Origin of the sequence: Domibacillus sp. A3M-37, assembly GCF_024213455.1 — a bacterium.
GTDB classification, from domain to species: Bacteria; Bacillota; Bacilli; order Bacillales; family Domibacillaceae; genus Domibacillus; species Domibacillus tundrae.
Map to the genome: position 1 here is coordinate 207,894 of NZ_JANAVL010000005.1, position 16,612 is coordinate 224,505.

Genomic DNA, 16,612 nt, shown 5'->3' on the forward strand with positions numbered 1-16,612 from the left:
GTCAGCGCTGAAATTAGCACATCCAAGCGGGCTCATTTTTTAATGCGGCTATTATGGTTTTGGTGCGTGGGTCCAAACACGGTTATGATTGGTCGTTTCCGGGAAATGATCTCCCGCTTCCAGCTTGATTTTTTGCGGGTCGTTCACCGTGGTTCCTTTTTCGCCAATTTCTATATAAAATCCATTGTTTGGCGCTTTTTGTCCATGCTTAAATTGATTGTTCTGCCCCAATGCTCTCACTCCTTCTTCGTGATTACGCTTGTAGCCTGTCCGGAAACAATCTGATGTATGAATAATTTTTGCAAAAAACCCACTTATCGTGTGATTACTTCAAACACATAAGAGGGGTCGTATTTAACAGTATCTTCGCAATTGGCAGACAGTCTTTACTTGCCTCTGCCTTTCCGGCCCAGTTGAGAGTTGCGGTTTGCCCCTTTCATTGGATCTTCCCCGGCCGCAAATTCAGCGGAATAATCTGTTTCCTCAATGTTTTTCTTCGGTGTTTTTGCATATTTTTCCACAGCATCTCTTGCCGCTTTACGTTTCACCATCTGACCATCCCTCCTTTTTAATTGTAGTGAATCACCGACAGTTTTCCCGATTCTTCTATTCATATACACGCAAAGCGGTCTCTCTTTCATCGTGATTGCTGCTAATAGTTTATTTCTGTTAATCTTTCAGCATTTAGTTTAATTCGACCTATCGATGTTATAATCGCTTCAAATTATAAAAACATGTTAAATGAAGAACTCCTAAACAGCGTTCTTTTTTCTGTACGAAATAAAAATGAATACATTCTTTTTATTGTGAAAAACATAAGCCAATAAATGCTGCAAATAAATTTCTTTCTAAGCATTTAAGTTTGCTTCCAGTGTTCCTACTGTTACGATAGTATGGACACTTCATCCAGAAAGGACAAAACGAAATGACAAATATACAAATACCTGTATCAGTCCTAAACTTGGCCCCTATTCGCAAAGGACAGGAGGCGAAAGAAGCCATCGATGCTATGGTCGATTTGGCGCAAGCGACTGAAAAAATGGGCTATTCACGCTATTGGATTGCTGAGCATCACAATACGTCAACACTTGTGAGTTCAGCCACTTCTATCTTAATTAAACATACGTTGGAAAATACCGAACACATACGTGTCGGGTCTGGCGGAATTATGCTGCCAAACCATTCCCCTTTAATCGTAGCCGAACAATTCGGAACGATGGCAACGATCTACCCAGATCGTCTGGATTTGGGCCTTGGACGGGCGCCTGGTACCGACATGAAGACCGCAAGCGCACTAAGAAGATCACAGCATGACTCTGTTTATACATTCCCTGACGATGTCAATTCGTTGCTTACGTATTTTGGGCCTGAAGAGCTTCAAAGTTATGTAAAAGCGTATCCAGGTGTCGGCACAAATATTCCAATTTACATCCTCGGTTCTTCGACGGATTCAGCTTATTTAGCAGCCCAATTAGGCCTTCCTTATGTATTTGCTGCTCACTTTGCACCAAGATATCTAGAGGAAGCCACTTCTATTTATCGCAATCGGTTCAAGCCATCCCAATACCTGGACGCTCCCTATATGATCGTCTGCCTGAATGTGATTGCAGCGGAAAGTGATGAAGAGGCCCAATTTGAATCGACCACGATGCAGCAGTTTTTCTTGAATGTCGTACGCGGCTCTCAAACACCGTTAAGTCCTCCCATCGAAAACATGAATCAGTTATGGAGCGAGCCGGAGAAACAAATGGCGACCTCCATGTCGAGTGTAACACTGATCGGAAGTAAAAATTCCGTACGGGAACAACTGACAAGGTTCCAAGAAAAATATAATGCGGACGAAATTATGGCCGTCTCTTACATGTATGACCAGGATAAACAAAAACGATCGTATAAGATTTTAAAAGAAGTGGTTGACGGAGAAATGTAAAAATGCAAAAAGCAAGCCCTCTCTCACAAGAGGCGCTTGCTTTTCGTTCTTCATACCAAGTGCGGCTGAACGAGGAAATAATTTTAAAAAAACACCTCTTGTAAAGAGACTGTCAACAAGTATTTAGGATGCTTTAACAAAATTAGATGCTGCCAAGACTATAGTCATTCATTGACATCCACTTTTTCACCTAAAGCAATAGCGCCACATTCTCTTGAAGATACATATTCCAAAGAGAAGAAAAGCAAGGAAGCCAACGATTGCAATAATGATGTTTAAAATAGTACCAATGCTTCCTATGTCAAGTAATACAACAAAATCAGATATTATCCCCGATGTTGGCAGCAGCAGCCATACTACACCCGTTAAAAATCCAAGGAAAATTTCAAAAATACTATATGAAGAATGCCCATTATTCATAGAATTTCACCCCCTTTCAAAAGGAATGTTTGTTCACAATATAGTATGCGGATGCTTGAGACTTTGTTTAAGCAAAACACACAAAAAGGCTCAAATAAATCTCTCATACGAAGAACATGGGGCGCCCCATTATTTCTTGTTTTAACCATTTTTTTCTACAGCATTGTATGATTTCAACTATTGGAAAGTGCCTAAGATCCAATGGTTTATTTTCCACAAGACTTTCTGATCTTCCTTTTAAACGTCCGACTAAGGAGAAGAGCCCATTTTAAGGGGAATATAATTTCAGGCATAAAAAAACCATCTTGCTGTTTTTGCAAGATAGTAAAATAAATATCACAAAGTCTTTTCATTTTGTTATTCAAAATACTAGAGCCCAAGCCACTTCTTTATGTCTTGGAAACATTTAAACTCTTTCATAAGTCGTCAGGCTCTCGGTCTTCATATGGAAGCGAACTCATACTTTTCACAAGAACAGATTCGCTTATTTTCTTATAATGGATCCGAAGCACTAACCCTCAAAATAAAGACGAGCTTTTCCAAAACAAACAGCATGTCAGCCTTTATGAGCGCTATATACCGCATTGGAATTGTCCGTCTTTTTATGTTAAAACTGCTTATTTAACTATAATTTCTACTATTTAAAAAATGGTGATCTTCAACGCGTGTAATCGTTCATGTTTGACAATAAAAGACTCGGTAACTTAAAGGCAGGTCAGGCTGACTTATAAAGGCATGATGTGCATCCCAAATATCATACAATTCTTCACTAATGTTTTCTGAAAGACGCATCTCTGTAAGGATTTCTTCATTAAACGTATTGGCTGTTTTCAAGAGATCGGAAGAATCAAAGCCAGCTCGTTTAAATTTTTCCATCCATTCCTCTTCTGTAAGGATGGCCGAAACGCCATATAAATGCTTAACTTCTCTTTCTTGTTCCTTGCAAAGCGGTCTGTCTGCTGTCATTTCAATCGCAATCATCGCTCCCTCTTTTTTTAAGACACGTGACATTTCATGGAGCGTTTGATCGATCGAGGAAGTGAAAGAAATAACAGACTCCGCTATGACTAAATCAAAGGTTTGATCAGGAAAATGCAAATGCTCAGCATTTCCATATTGCACAACAACGTTTCGTTGATTTAGTCTTTCTGCTGCTTTTTCCAGCATGATGGAATGGTTGTCAATAGCTGTGATCGTACAATCGAACGCAGCAGCTAAATATTCCGCCGTCTGTCCTGTGCCACAGCCGATTTCTAGAATGGAGGCCCCTGTTGGGAGATCAAGGCCTGTGAAGATTTCTTTGGTCAAAGAAAAACCACCAGGGTGAGCCCCGCCTATACCAAACTCCGCTAAAAAATCTAGATAGTTTTTTTTCACTCTTTTCCCTCCTTGTTTTACATGGATTATTTTATGTAAAAAAGCGGCAAATGTGATGCTGGGATGTGAGTCCCGCTCCGTTAAATCAATAAAACGCAGAGAGCAGCATGCAAGGAAAATCATAAAAAATGATATTATTGAGCAAGTTTATTTTATATGAACTTTACCGGCATCTTTCCACATTCTACATAATTGAAGTATGGTTCACAGAATGAGTTTGAGAATATCGAGCACTTTAAGCTGGAACTGGCACAATAATATCGAGTACTACAATCACAAGCGCATTAAGACAAAAATATAGGGCATGAGCCCGGTACAATACCGGACTCATGCCCAACCAGCTGCTTAATAAATAACCTGTCTACCTTTCTGGGGTCACTTCATTAAGCCGCTTTTTTTATACGCCTTTTACAAGTTTCCCTCCACGCGCTACACTCAAATCCATCGGTTTCGAATCAGTCACCTTCACCCTGGCAAAATCTTTGCCTTTTAAGAACTGAGAAAAATTTTTACTCCAGATCCATTTTCCGGACTTAATCTATCATTTTAAAACATGCTCCCATAATCCAAGCTGTCCTTTCGCTGGAATAAATTCATCCAGCATCTTCATATCCTGAACTTCCCAAGCATAGCCACCTACTTTAAAGTCCCCTAAAAAATAGTCATTGCCAGATACGACTTGTCCATCTTCCAGTACTGCCCATGTCTCGTTGTTTTCAGTTACCCTTAAACAATTTTCAAGCCTGCATACAGCAATGATTTTGCCAGTGGGAAGATTCTCTTTTGTATAGCCATGCTTACCTAGCAGCGACTGAATCGCCGCATAGCTAAGAGTGTCTTTATCCACTTTTTTACTTGTGTGAATTGCCAAAGGTCCCCGATAATTCGTTTTCCAGGACCTTGTTTCATATTTGGCCTCTCTAAGGACAAAAAGACTTGCCCAAGGCTGGATCATTGACAAAACCTTCATTCTACCGGCCTCCATCCAACCTATGAAAGTGTACTTTGCCTATAGAGTGTCCATGTAAAGAAATATTATAAGCATAAGCAAAAATCAAATGAGCACGATTATTAATAAAAACGACAGCGTTTTAAATCCTGTTTCACATTTATTTACTAAACCTTTCGCCCACTCCTTTTCCCCCTAGTGGAATATATCTATACAAGCAGGTGAATATCATTGTAATGGAGGCGGCAGTGTTACATGCAGGGTATTGAATCAGGTGAATCAAAGGATTTCCAAAAAGATGAACAACGATCGTATTATCCTCAATTAACATCGCTTCATTATCAAAATAATCGGTGTCAGCCACTACCTTATCAAATGTATGTATGCATACTACCAGCAGCCGTATCAACCATACTTTCAACAGTTCAATCTGTATGAACAAGCCCCATATCAGCAAGTTCCGTACCAACAAAGGATAGACCAACAAATTCCATATGGGCAAAAAACCACTGAACCGAATTCATACACGCGGCAGGATCATGCTCTAAAGAGCGCAGACAAAGAGCGGTATCAGATGATTTTTCATTGGAACCATTTGAACTGGAATTTCCCTAACAGCAGCATGAAGCAGCAGTTTGAAGCGAGTCAGTATTGGAAAAGAGCGATGCCTGCTGGAATTAAGGTGGATCAACAAGGAAACTATTATGTTTCGGTGCCGCGGTGGGCTCATGGCATTCCTGCTACGATGAACTGAATTGTCATGAAGAATGGAAAGCCGCTGTTAGAAGCATTTCCAAGCTGGGATTGGAATCAAGCAGGAAATGTGAACGTACTGCAATCTGTACTGGGCTACGAAATTGACGAGCATAACCGGATGTGGATTTTGGACCAAGGAAAAATAGCTTATGCTCCTTCTCCAGAAGGGTCCCAAAAGCTCGTTATATGGGATTTTAATACAAATAAAATGATCCAATCGATCAAAATACCGAATGAAATCGCACCCTATCGAAACTCATTTTTAAATGATGTCGTAGTCGATAATAAGAATGGTTTCGTTTATATAACCGATTCCGGAAATGGCTGACCGGATCATCCGCTTGCTGGCGCGATCATTGTGTATAACATGAATACAAAAAAATTCCGGCGTGTACTCGACAGACATTACAGCACGCAGGATTTTCCTGACTTTGTTTTTGAAATTGACAATAAACCGGTCTTTAAAGACAGACCCATTAAAATAGGTGCAGATGGAATAGCCTTGTCTGCTGACCGTTCGACTCTTTATTATTGCCAGGTGACGGACCGGAATTTATATGCGGTCGACACGAAATTATTAAGGGATTTCAGCACACCGTTAGAACAGCTCAAAGCTTCCGTACAGCATCTTGGCAGCAAAGGGACAACTACAGACGGGATGCATGCAGATAATAAAGGAAATGTATTTTACACGATGCTGGAAGGAAAAGGAATTGGCGTCTACGCTCCTGAATCGAAACGTTTCAGTGAATTCTTGTCCGATGACTTTATGTTATGGGTAGATGGAGTAGCGTTTGATCAAAAAGGATCCATCATTTTTAATAACAACCGGCTTCACCAAATGTTTGAATGAAACCGGACTGAAATCGATTGGGACTATCCATACAATTTAATCATTTGGAAAGCATATGTTGGGGAAGGTGTTAAGTCGTATCTTTATGCTAAATAACGATGTTTAAACAAAACTCACTCAGATAATTCCCCAAAAAAGCAACTGCCTTTGTAGCGGCTGCTTTCTTTTCAGGTTCAATTAGCTGATTAACAAATTCATGTTTTACACTGGGGTTTTCCTTTTCTCTACTGAGAAACAAAAAAGACAACCAAATAAATGGCTGTCTTTTTTAAAAGTAAGAACAGTATATTTTGTCCTCTACCTTGACTCAATGGTTTAAAAAATTATGTTTCTGCTCAATCGAATTCCACGAGATAAAGAGCCTCCCTGCAATTCGGACCGTTCACTGTTTTTTTAAGGTTTCGCATGTCTCCATAATAAGTAAGCGGCGGTTTGTCATTGGCGGCGACGGTAAATGCATATTTCTTTTTCTTTTTTTTAATTTCCGAATAGCCATCCTTCCTCTCAAATCGAACAATAGCTCCTTCGTTTACCGCTTCGATGGCTTCTGTCGGTGTGACAAATTTTTTTTTCGCATTCTCCATAGTATCCTCCTGTTTTAGCAAAATAAGGACTAGCTATCACCGTACGACACACATCAAGCTGCTAAATCTTTCTCTTTAAATTAACCGTTACCCCTTCACATTATATATAAACAAGAAATTTTTTGAACTAGGAACAAATCGAAACTATTTCCAGACTATATTTACATCTAAAGATAATCGTCTTCTTGAATTACCAAAATTCGTGATATAATCTTTGTAAGAGTTCATATAAAAAGGTGTTTACACTTCGTATTCTATTAAGTGTCAGCAGTATCGAATTAAAGAAATCAAAGGAGAAAAAATGTTTACGATCACAGAAAAAGCCCAAGAAAAAATTAAGGAAATGATGCAGGAAGATACAGGAATAGAAACATTTTTAACATTTCGTGTGACAAGCAGGTGCTGTAATGAAATGGAATATGACTTAAGCTTGTCTTCACATAAAAAAGAACAAGATACGATCATTGAATTTGATGAATTTCGTGCGCTTATTAACCCTGCCGATATTTATCTCATTAAAAACACAGAAATTGATTTTAAAGACGATGGATTTATGATCAATAATCCCAATCCTTTAGTTTCAGTTTAATTGTCTGGAACAATTTTATTTTTTTGTTATTGAACAAATTATTTAGACCAATCGAAAATAAAAGTTAAAATTCCCTTTCATTTAACATAAACCGGGGCATTTAAATAGATAGGACCTTAATGTTTTATACTTGCTGAAGGCTTAAAAGCGGAGAGATTCATAGCATTTTCCATTGCCTGGTGCCTAGTAAAGTTAGGGTGAATATGATCGTCGCAACCAGAAATTAGAATCTCTCTATCCGGATCCGCTGGGTTTGCTATAGCTTTCTCAAAGTCGATGACACCATCAAAGTCTTTTTTGATAGGCGTGCGATACTTAAATAATGCCTGAGAAATATCCGCCAATAAAAGTCGAGCACACGATACCCGTAAGACAAATCAACATAGGGTTAGAGATGACCAGTATAAAAGAAAAGCAGATCTTGAAAATGTTGTAACAACTCTTTTATCGCCTTTAAATACCGGCACAAGCTGGTTGAGCGCGATAACCTCCAGTTTATTCCAATAATTTCCCGATCGGTTCGACAACCTACAAATTCCCCCACAAGGTTTTGATGTTTCGATTAGACAAAAAAAGCCTGCAGACATCGCCTTTAAAATGAAGACTTTGTCTGCAAGCTGAGGTCAGCCTATTATATTTGGCTGGCCTTTCTTTCTATTCTTATAGGATGCGTTTTTTAGTTTCATTTTTTATTTCTTGTTCCCAATTGAATTCGTTTTCATGCTAGTTTTATCAAACAGTTGTTTCTTAACTAACAGCTATATAAGGAGAGACATTTAAATCTCCCCTAGTCTTTCTGCTACGTTATATTTTTCTAACATTAATTTCAAACTATTTGCTTTTATAAATTCAGTAACCGAATTATTTATCACTTGCTTAACTTGTTCTTTGTTCTTAGCGTTAGACCAATATTCATTAAATTGGGTTGAACCTTTTATTTCACCATTAATCCCCTTTACTTCTAAGCGTTGTATAAATACAAAATCTCCTGATTTATCACTGTTAAAGTCATCGGCATAGTAACGACCTAGAAATATGAAACGATTATGTTCTTGTTCGGCTCTACTACTAATCACGTCTGCTCTTCCCATAATGTATTCCTCCTTTTTTCATTTTACTTCATCGTAAACTTATGGAAATAGTGTATCTATGTCCCAACGATATGTGGCATCCATTTTCAAGTATATAGAGGCCGTGCACTCGTTGGTAAATTATAAGAATAAGTAAAATCTTTATCAACTTTCTCATCTTTACGGATTAACAGTCGTTCAGCTATATATTTTTAGTAATACTGCTTTTCTCCTCCGTTATTTTACGTATCCTATTATACCAGCAATAAGCTGTGGAAGGTTCATTCATGCTTGGTTATTGGTTACCATTCCCTAAACTCCCTGCCTGTTAGTGGAACAAGAAAATGGGCTGCCGCAGCAACCCATTGCTTCAATTATTGCTGCCTGTTAGTTCAAGAAGCCCTTATTTTGTATTGTTTATATGATTCAAAATCCAGCCACATACTCTTTGAATTCCAGCTTAAGCTGCTTCCCACTCTGAACATGTCCTTTTAATAAAATTTATTATACGTTATCTTTTAGACTAATTGAAAAAATTATACGACGTACTTGAAGAATCCCTATGAAGATGCAACTTACTATTTCAGTGTCTCAAAAGTTGAATGCCTGCAAAGATAAAACTTTTATCAATTAAAAAGTAGCAGAAATGAAAAAAGATTGTGTCGTTCTCTACCCACCGGTTTATCATACCCATGATAAAAGAGGTAAGACAGTGCAACAGCAGGTCTTTCAGAACAATACTATATGAACATTACTTTAGACGGGCGTTCAAAAAGATTATATAGTATAATGGGTCCACGGACCTAAAAAATACAACAAGAGGAGAACTAGCATGAGTATCTATGACTTTGATTTTCAAGCATCAGACATAAATGGTAATTTACGTTCATTAGAAGAGTACAAAGGGGAGGTTGTTCTGATCGTAAATACCGCTAGTAAATGTGGATTTACATATCAGTACGAAGATTTACAAAAATTATACGCTCGATATAAGGATAAAGGATTTGTTATATTAGGGTTTCCTTCCAATCATTTCGATGATCAGGAACCTGGAAGTAATGAAGATATTAATCAATTTTGCAAGCTTAATTATGGAGTCGATTTCCCAATGTTCTCTAAAATAAAAGTTAGAGATGAAGGTGCCAATCCTCTATTTAATTACTTAACTGCGGTTAAGCCATTTAAAGGATTTAACCAATTTCATCCAGTATCAAGAATATTAAATTCTATTATTAGCGAAAAAGTTCCGCATTATATGCTTGGTGATTCAATCAAATGGAATTTTACAAAGTTCCTATTAGATCGAAATGGCAATGTCCTTCATCGTTTTGAAGCCACTACCGACATTATTGATATTGAAAAAGATATTGAAGCTTTATTATAAAATAGAAAGAGTCTGAGCAGAATCACTGGTTCAGGCTCTTTTGTTTTTTCTATCTAAACTATTCCTTGTTTTACATGGATCATTTTATGTAAAAAAGCGGCTGAGGTGAAAATCAGTATGGTAGTATTTCACACATGAAGAATCCATCCTGCCTCTTTCGCAGGATGGATTCTTCATGAATGCTTCTAGATCATGTACCGCATGTTTGAAAAATCACTTTTAATTTCCCGCTCTTTTGAACTATAGAGAAGGATCATTTCATCTTCAATGATTGGGGCAGAAAGTTGTTTAATCCGTTCTTTACCACCATAAAATATCCCCAAATCCAGGACTCCTAATTCCAGCACCTCCATAATAATGGGTGTAGGATGAGTAATAATCTTATACTTTATTTCTGGCATCTCTTTCAGCTCCTCCAGAATAAATTTGATAAAGCATGGCGCTAACCATGATTCAATTCCAATTTGGAGCTGATCAGGGTTGTTAACTACTTCCTGATACGTTCTCTTTACTTCCTTGCTTAAAATACTTGTTAAAACAGTATTAACATTACTGATATTGTGAAAAGATTCAATAGCATAAGGCAAAAAATACTTTCCTTCCCTGGTTAGTTCTACGCCCTTCCAGCTCCTTTCGATCAGTTTAAAATTTAGATTTTGCTCTAATTTATGAATTCTTGAGCTTAAAGTCGGTTGGCTAATGTGAAGGGACTGTGCGGCTTTCGAAATGCTTTTCTCTCGAACAACCATAATAAAGGACTGCAGGGATTCAATATCCATATAAAGTATCCTTTCTTTCTATTAGTGGCACCACATATAAATATTATGAATACCCCGGCATTAAGCTCATTTCTTTCTAGTGGTAAGGACCTATTAACTAATACACCATTATAGCGCTGCTGCCTTGAGAATAAGTGTAAGCTTGTTATAAAAATTAACAGGTTTTTTATTAACATGCAGAGCTTATCTCTTGGAAAAGAATGCACACGTTTTTTTCAAGTTAATCTTCAGTCAGCAATAAAAATTGAAAAATAGATGATTTGGATAACAATGTAATAAATTCCTCGGCAAAATAGTGCCTCAATAATTAAAAAGGTTCCAAAACCAGGCCTTAATTGACATCGGCTTGGAATTTTATAAAACTCATCTATTTTCCGTGTTAGATTATCTACCAATTTCATTTTTAAAAATAGTAAACAAATATAAGATAGAAAAGCGAGAAAAAATTCCAGCTTGAGTGAAGGCTGTGATTTTGTTCTCAAACAATTCATTCAATGGAGAGGGGTAAAGCATTTGAAAAACAGTACCTTACTAAAATCCACTAAAGAAGATTTTCGTTTTGAAGAAGTGACCGTGAATGAACTGTTATTAGGATATCAGGAGGGCGCATTTACGGTACAGGAGGTTGTTGAGTCATTTCTAAATCGAATAGAGCAATTCGGGGATACTTATAATGCTTTTACCTTTATGAATCCTAATGCTTTAGAAGAAGCAAAAGAAATGGATCGTTTGCGTGAAGAAGGGAAAACACTCGGACCGCTGGCAGGAATACCAATTGTCATTAAGGAAGCCGTCGATGTTGCAGGATACCCGTCTACATTTGGCTGGGCTCCTCTTAGCAAAGGCAGCGGAGGAATTGAATTAATGCCTGCAAAGGATGCACTCGTTACAACAAGACTAAAAGAAGCGGGTGCCATCATTCTTGGAAAAACAAATATTCCTGCCTTCAGCTGTGCCTATAATGCAAACAATAGTTGGAATGGTCCCACCTATAATGCGGTAAACCGTGAGCTTTCACCTGGCGGAAGCAGCAGTGGTACTGCTATGTCTGTCTCAGGTAACTTTGCTGTTCTTGGTGTAGCCGAAGAAACGGCGGGTTCGATCCAGGTTCCTGCTGCAGCTCAATCATTGGTTGGAATTAAGCCATCATTTGGATTAATTCCATCAACTGGAGTGACACCCCTTGCAGGCAGTACCAGAGATGTTTTAGGACCTCACGCTCGTACCGTTCAAGATGCTGCCATTATGCTCAATGTAATAGCTGGATATTCTGAAGAGGACGTTAAAACAGAAGCTGCTAAAGGGAATATTCCTGAAGCTGGATACCCAGCTTTCCTTGATGCGACATCGCTTAAGAGAAAACGAGTCGGATTGTATGGACCCGGTTGGCGTACAGAAGAACTTTCAAAAGAAACACAAGAACTGTATGCTCTTGCCATTGAGGAATTAGAAAAACAAGGTGCAGAAGTGATAACCGATCCTTTTGCCGGGACAGGTTTTGCTGAATACATGGAGTCAAAGAATGGATTTATCGGAATGGAAACCTTCTTTCATGACCTTGAAAAATACTTTAAAAATTTAAATCCAGAACTTTCTATTAAAAGCGTATTTGAAAAAGCAGGCGAAGTTCCTTGGGCAGAAGGAGGTCCATTACGTTTAGTTTCTGATATCATCAATGCTGAAACAGCATCGGCTGATCCAAATGTTTTGCCAGATTTGAAGGAATTTGATAAAGTGAAAGCGGAGTTGCTGCACATCATTAATACGGTGATGGAACAACATGAGTTAGACGGATTCGTTTTTCCTCAGATGCCTGAAGCGATTCCGTCGCTTCAAGTTGAAATTGTAAAATCAACAACTATCTCTGAAATCAATATCAGCGGGTTGCCACTGATCACAGTTCCGGCCGGCTATTACGAAAATGGCTCCCCATTTGCTCTGGCCTTCTTTGGTAAAATGTGGAGTGAACCTAGTCTTATAGGTATGGCTTATGCATATGAACAAGCAACTAAACATAGAGTTGCACCAATTCTAATTAAATAACTATAACCAGTGACTACTCCCCATCCGAAAGGTGGGGAGTAGTCATATTTATTAAAGTATGCTTGTATTCAGAATTTCTAAAAAAGATTCGTGTAAAGTTATCACCTAAATGAATATGCGACATTCCTTTTTGAAAGACGGGTGCAGACGTAATCAAATCTTTCAATGTCATTGCTTGAATTGGGAATGGAAGCCCCTATTGGAAGATCAAGGCGGCTTAAGAAGATTTCTTTGGTCAAAGAAAAACCACCAGGATGGGTCCCGCCTATACCAGACTCTGCTGAAAAATCGAGATAGCTTTTCTTCAACCTTTCTGCTCCCTTATTTTATATTCATCATTTTATGTAAAAAAGCGGGAGAGATGATATTCTGGTGTCAGTCCCCCACTCCGTTAAATCAATAAAGCACAGAAGGAAGCAAGGCAGGAAAATACCCCATTTTTCAGGGAAATCATTTCAGCCACAAAAAATCCACCTTGCTATTTTCGCAAGATGGATTTATATCATTTTTTATGATTCCGACTGGGGGCAGAAAGAGCCGTCCCTCATGCTCCTTATATTAGGTTCCGCAAAAGGTTCGGTAAGGACGAAGTGATTGCGGAGGCAGTTTGGCGTAATCATCCTGTTCGTGCGAATACGCATAGGGGCTTGAAAGAACATCAAGCAGCCGCTCCATCACACTGTAGTCTCCTTTTTCCACTGCAGCTTCCAATGCTTCTTCTACCCGGTGGTTCCGGGGAATGACCGCAGGATTGCTGTTTTGCATCAACTGAGCTGAGGAGACTTTCGATTCCTCCTGCCGACCTAGTCTCGCCTGCCACCGCTCATTCCACTGAGTAAATTCTTCGGTTCCAGACAGAACCGTATCTTCATGTTTATTAAACGTTAAAGCGCGGAAGGTATTCGTATAGTCTGCACGATTCTTCTGCATCATACCAAGAAGGTCTTCAACAAGGGATTTATCCTCCGGCTCTTCATTAAATAGTCCAAGTTTCGCTCTCATTCCGGCGAGCCAATGAGTGTCGTACAACGCAGAAAAATCTGAAATCGCACCCTCAGCCAGGTCGATAGCTTTTTCCTGATTTTCATCGAGAAGAGGCAATAAGGTTTCCGCAAATCGCGCGAGGTTCCACCCGGCAATCATCGGCTGATTGCCATACGCATAGCGGCCTTGAACATCAATGGAACTGAATACCGTTTCCGGATCATACGTATCCATAAAGGCGCACGGGCCATAATCGATCGTTTCTCCGCTAATGGTCATGTTGTCGGTGTTCATCACTCCATGGATAAAGCCAACGAGCTGCCATTTGGCAATGAGTGCGGCTTGGCGCTTGATCACTTCCTGAAGGAGCGAAAGATAGCGGTTTTCATCCGCTTCAATGTCTGGATAATGACGCTCTAATGCGTAGTCAGCCAATGCCTGGAGCCCCTTCCCGCCTTCCCAATTTGCCGCAAATTGAAACGTGCCAACACGCAAATGACTGGCCGCCACACGGGTTAAAACCGCACCTGGCAGTCCCGTTTCGCGGCTGACCGTCTCACCGGTTGTTACAACGGCCAGACTGCGGGTGGTAGGAATACCGAGCGCATGCATCGCTTCGCTGATGATATATTCACGCAGCATCGGCCCAAGTGCGGCCCTTCCGTCTCCTCCGCGGGAGAAAGGCGTCCGGCCTGAACCCTTGAGCTGAATATCAACCCGTTCACCATGGGGCGTGATCTGCTCGCCAAGCAGCAAAGCCCGGCCGTCCCCTAGCATCGTAAAATGCCCAAACTGATGACCTGCATACGCCTGGGCAAGCGGCGAAGCGCCTTTCGGAACCCGGTTACCCGCAAATACTGCTGTGCCCTCCCCGCTTTGCAGCGCTTCGGCGTTTAATCCTAATGATGCCGCCAGCGAATCATTGAGCATAACCAGCTTCGGTGAGCGTACAGGATTCAGGTCTTGACGCGCAAAAAAGGATTCCGGCAGACGGGCATAACGATTATCGAAGTTCCATCCTGTTTTGATCGTTTCTTTTTTCTGTGTCATCATATCCCCCTTCTTCTGCTTTTGTCTTTTTGTTTCCGAATATTTTTTTACATACACATAAATCACGGCATTTCATTCTAACGCAAGGCAGCCCCGATTAGTGTCTGCTTCTTCTAAGTCATTATACCCTTTCCAACTATGGATGACGCCCTTTAAATGAACTGAAATAAAAAGCAAAAAAGATCGCCTCTAATAAAGTAATCTTTTACAGCAAATCCTTGCCGGTAAGGATTTGCAAGGGTTTTTGTTGTATCATTCCTGGTGCGTCCAAACCAGCGATCTCTTGGTCATCAAAACGGCTTCCTTTATTTAGTGCGTATCGATGACGTTTCATCAAATTGTTAGTGCGAACCAAGCAGCAGCACATAATCCTTTTACAGCTTATTCAGCCGGTCTTGGACCTGGATCCATGCCGCTGTTTTGCACTGTCATAATGGGGCGGACAGTCATCTCACCATTTACCCGAACTTGACAAGATAAACGTATATGATCATCAACCAATCCCTTTTCATCAAATGCTTTTTTTTCGATATTGGTTAAATCATCAAAGTTGCCTTCCAATATTTCTACTCGGCACGTTGTACATCTGGCTTTGCCGCCGCATCGATGCAGGATATCTACACCATTATCTTCTAACGCCAGCACCAGCTTCTTTCCTGTTTCAACTTCAAACGTGTCCAGCCCTGAAACCGTTAATTTGGGCATATTATCATCTCCTGTTAGAAAAAAATTTTAATTGTTACTAATAAAATCGACTTAATTAAAGAATTTATGCAAAGCTGTTCCAATCCTTACTAATTCCATCTTTCATTATCTTCGCCAATTATACCGGGTACCTGGGTTTTTTTCACCTTCCAGTGATTTTCCCGTTAACACAAGCGGAATTGCTCCAGGCAGGGACAAAGCAGCAGGAGCACCGTCTGATATTTTTAAAAGTGTTCCTTTTGGGACAAATGGATACAACTCTTCAATATGGTCATTCAACAAGCGAAAACAGCCCCCTGACACACTTCTCCCGACCGAAGAAGGCTTGTTTGTTCCATGTATGGCTACTTGTTGTTCCAGTACAAGCCCTCTAGTGCCAAACGGGGAGCCTGGACCGTTCGGTTCCACTACTCTTTCTGTTACATATGAAGAGGAAAACGGCATTCCGTTTTTTCCTGTAGCTGCCGAATAAACAGCAATCGGTCTGCCATGAAAGGAAAGCGCCAATTTGTGCACACTTGGATAAACGAGAATTTCCACCAGTCCTTTTCGAGCATCAAGAGAATTACCTGCTAAAAAAAGAGTATAGCTTCGGCTCGTTCGTTTGTATGTCATTCCTTTAGGAACATACGAAATCCAGTTATTAGGATACGACCTCGCTAACTCCTCAAGCGAAACAGGATAGCGTTTTTTTTCTCCATAAAAATGCACAATCGCGCTGTTTACAACGAGCCACTCCACATGCTTTCGATTCGTTACATCAACCGGCAGCAATGCGCCGCCTTTTTGAGCAATGTTCGTTCCCTGCTGTGAAACTGCTTTTCCCTCGTACACAGGTCCAGAATCATGTATTGCTTTAGAGGCATCGGCAGCGTTTTCTTCCGTGAACGTGTCTGTAAAGTGAAAAAAATAATGATCTAAAACAAATGTGGTATACAAAAGAAATAAACAAGAGAAAAAGATCAGTAAAGCCAGCAATCTTTTACTCGATTGCCCCTGTTTTGCTTTTGATTCTGCATTTCTTACACGTATATGGAGATTTTGAGGTTTCTTCACCTTTCTCGCCTCCTGCTTCTTTTAATGCCGGTGCATGAAGATCCTGCCGGCGATAAAATGAAGCCCGGCTATGTTCCTTACAC

16 protein-coding genes and 1 pseudogene are annotated in these 16,612 nt (G+C 39.9%); 5 read left to right on the forward strand and 12 right to left on the reverse strand.

Annotated features, from left to right (window positions below; genetic code table 11):
• Positions 1-51: 51 nt before the first annotated feature.
• Positions 52-231, reverse strand: coding sequence for a YjzC family protein (locus NLX67_RS10780; RefSeq protein WP_254311731.1), 180 nt, complete (start codon positions 229-231; stop codon positions 52-54).
• A 155-nt stretch (positions 232-386) separates the two neighbouring features.
• A complete protein-coding gene (locus tag NLX67_RS10785) occupies positions 387-551 on the reverse strand; it encodes a hypothetical protein (RefSeq protein WP_172645588.1) in 165 nt (54 codons plus the stop codon).
• Between the two features lie 374 nt (positions 552-925).
• Between NLX67_RS10785 and NLX67_RS10790 the strand changes: the two genes are divergently transcribed.
• The gene (locus NLX67_RS10790) at positions 926-1,930 is read left to right on the forward strand and encodes an LLM class flavin-dependent oxidoreductase (RefSeq protein WP_254311732.1); all 1,005 of its coding nucleotides are present in this window, start codon (positions 926-928) and stop codon (positions 1,928-1,930) included.
• Between the two features lie 186 nt (positions 1,931-2,116).
• On the opposite strand, the gene NLX67_RS10795 is transcribed toward NLX67_RS10790, so the two are convergent.
• From NLX67_RS10795 to NLX67_RS10805, 3 genes are all read right to left on the reverse strand, one after another.
• Positions 2,117-2,350: an ABC transporter gene (locus tag NLX67_RS10795; protein WP_254311733.1), complete on the reverse strand. Its 234-nt coding sequence runs from the start codon at positions 2,348-2,350 to the stop codon at positions 2,117-2,119.
• 675 nt (positions 2,351-3,025) lie between these two features.
• Complete coding sequence (locus NLX67_RS10800; protein WP_046180930.1) at positions 3,026-3,727, reverse strand: class I SAM-dependent methyltransferase; 702 nt, start codon at positions 3,725-3,727, stop codon at positions 3,026-3,028.
• Positions 3,728-4,268: 541 nt separating this feature from the next.
• Positions 4,269-4,697 carry an ASCH domain-containing protein gene (locus NLX67_RS10805; protein ID WP_254311734.1) on the reverse strand — a complete coding sequence of 143 codons (429 nt, stop codon included), beginning with the start codon at positions 4,695-4,697 and terminating at the stop codon, positions 4,269-4,271.
• A gap of 553 nt (positions 4,698-5,250) precedes the next feature.
• On the opposite strand from NLX67_RS10805, the pseudogene NLX67_RS10810 reads away from it, so the two are divergent.
• Positions 5,251-6,381 (forward strand): annotated as a pseudogene (locus NLX67_RS10810) (L-dopachrome tautomerase-related protein).
• Between the two features lie 239 nt (positions 6,382-6,620).
• Here the strand turns inward: NLX67_RS10810 and NLX67_RS10815 are convergent.
• A complete protein-coding gene (locus NLX67_RS10815; protein WP_254311735.1) occupies positions 6,621-6,869 on the reverse strand; it encodes a hypothetical protein in 249 nt (82 codons plus the stop codon).
• A 301-nt stretch (positions 6,870-7,170) separates the two neighbouring features.
• Between NLX67_RS10815 and NLX67_RS10820 the strand changes: the two genes are divergently transcribed.
• Entirely contained in the window at positions 7,171-7,458 is a 288-nt protein-coding gene (locus tag NLX67_RS10820; RefSeq protein WP_254311736.1) for a HesB/IscA family protein, read from the forward strand.
• 776 nt (positions 7,459-8,234) lie between these two features.
• Here NLX67_RS10820 and NLX67_RS10825 read toward each other — a convergent pair.
• Positions 8,235-8,549: a hypothetical protein gene (locus NLX67_RS10825; RefSeq protein WP_046180937.1), complete on the reverse strand. Its 315-nt coding sequence runs from the start codon at positions 8,547-8,549 to the stop codon at positions 8,235-8,237.
• An 811-nt stretch (positions 8,550-9,360) separates the two neighbouring features.
• On the opposite strand from NLX67_RS10825, the gene NLX67_RS10830 reads away from it, so the two are divergent.
• On the forward strand, positions 9,361-9,912 hold the full coding sequence (locus NLX67_RS10830) for a glutathione peroxidase (protein ID WP_046180938.1): 552 nt from the start codon (positions 9,361-9,363) through the stop codon (positions 9,910-9,912).
• A gap of 185 nt (positions 9,913-10,097) precedes the next feature.
• Here NLX67_RS10830 and NLX67_RS10835 read toward each other — a convergent pair whose 3' ends face one another.
• Positions 10,098-10,691, reverse strand: a complete 594-nt coding sequence (locus tag NLX67_RS10835) for a LysR family transcriptional regulator (RefSeq protein WP_254311737.1) — start codon at positions 10,689-10,691, stop codon at positions 10,098-10,100.
• Between the two features lie 513 nt (positions 10,692-11,204).
• Here NLX67_RS10835 and NLX67_RS10840 point away from each other — a divergent pair.
• Entirely contained in the window at positions 11,205-12,734 is a 1,530-nt protein-coding gene (locus NLX67_RS10840; protein WP_254311738.1) for an amidase, read from the forward strand.
• 101 nt (positions 12,735-12,835) lie between these two features.
• On the opposite strand, the gene NLX67_RS10845 is transcribed toward NLX67_RS10840, so the two are convergent.
• The 4 genes from NLX67_RS10845 to NLX67_RS23040 all read right to left on the reverse strand — a co-directional run bounded on the left by NLX67_RS10845 (position 12,836) and on the right by NLX67_RS23040 (position 16,529).
• Positions 12,836-13,042: a hypothetical protein gene (locus NLX67_RS10845; RefSeq protein WP_254311739.1), complete on the reverse strand. Its 207-nt coding sequence runs from the start codon at positions 13,040-13,042 to the stop codon at positions 12,836-12,838.
• Positions 13,043-13,292: 250 nt separating this feature from the next.
• Positions 13,293-14,768, reverse strand: a complete 1,476-nt coding sequence (locus NLX67_RS10850; protein WP_254311758.1) for a protein adenylyltransferase SelO — start codon at positions 14,766-14,768, stop codon at positions 13,293-13,295.
• A 381-nt stretch (positions 14,769-15,149) separates the two neighbouring features.
• On the reverse strand, positions 15,150-15,473 hold the full coding sequence (locus NLX67_RS10855; protein WP_046180941.1) for a 2Fe-2S iron-sulfur cluster-binding protein: 324 nt from the start codon (positions 15,471-15,473) through the stop codon (positions 15,150-15,152).
• A 105-nt stretch (positions 15,474-15,578) separates the two neighbouring features.
• Positions 15,579-16,529 carry a L,D-transpeptidase gene (locus NLX67_RS23040; RefSeq protein ID WP_254311740.1) on the reverse strand — a complete coding sequence of 317 codons (951 nt, stop codon included), beginning with the start codon at positions 16,527-16,529 and terminating at the stop codon, positions 15,579-15,581.
• Positions 16,530-16,612 lie beyond the last annotated feature (83 nt).

Excerpts from the sequence above, each read along its gene's own strand:
- NLX67_RS10785 (WP_172645588.1), bottom strand. The coding sequence starts at position 551 with ATGGTGAAACGTAAAGCGGCAAGAGATGCTGTGGAAAAATATGCAAAA.
- NLX67_RS10790 (WP_254311732.1), top strand. The coding sequence starts at position 926 with ATGACAAATATACAAATACCTGTATCAGTCCTAAACTTGGCCCCTATT.
- NLX67_RS10795 (WP_254311733.1), bottom strand. The coding sequence starts at position 2,350 with ATGAATAATGGGCATTCTTCATATAGTATTTTTGAAATTTTCCTTGGA.
- NLX67_RS10805 (WP_254311734.1), bottom strand. The coding sequence starts at position 4,697 with ATGAAGGTTTTGTCAATGATCCAGCCTTGGGCAAGTCTTTTTGTCCTT.
- NLX67_RS10815 (WP_254311735.1), bottom strand. The coding sequence starts at position 6,869 with ATGGAGAATGCGAAAAAAAAATTTGTCACACCGACAGAAGCCATCGAA.
- NLX67_RS10820 (WP_254311736.1), top strand. The coding sequence starts at position 7,171 with ATGTTTACGATCACAGAAAAAGCCCAAGAAAAAATTAAGGAAATGATG.
- NLX67_RS10825 (WP_046180937.1), bottom strand. The coding sequence starts at position 8,549 with ATGGGAAGAGCAGACGTGATTAGTAGTAGAGCCGAACAAGAACATAAT.
- NLX67_RS10830 (WP_046180938.1), top strand. The coding sequence starts at position 9,361 with ATGAGTATCTATGACTTTGATTTTCAAGCATCAGACATAAATGGTAAT.
- NLX67_RS10835 (WP_254311737.1), bottom strand. The coding sequence starts at position 10,691 with ATGGATATTGAATCCCTGCAGTCCTTTATTATGGTTGTTCGAGAGAAA.
- NLX67_RS10850 (WP_254311758.1), bottom strand. The coding sequence starts at position 14,768 with ATGACACAGAAAAAAGAAACGATCAAAACAGGATGGAACTTCGATAAT.
- NLX67_RS10855 (WP_046180941.1), bottom strand. The coding sequence starts at position 15,473 with ATGCCCAAATTAACGGTTTCAGGGCTGGACACGTTTGAAGTTGAAACA.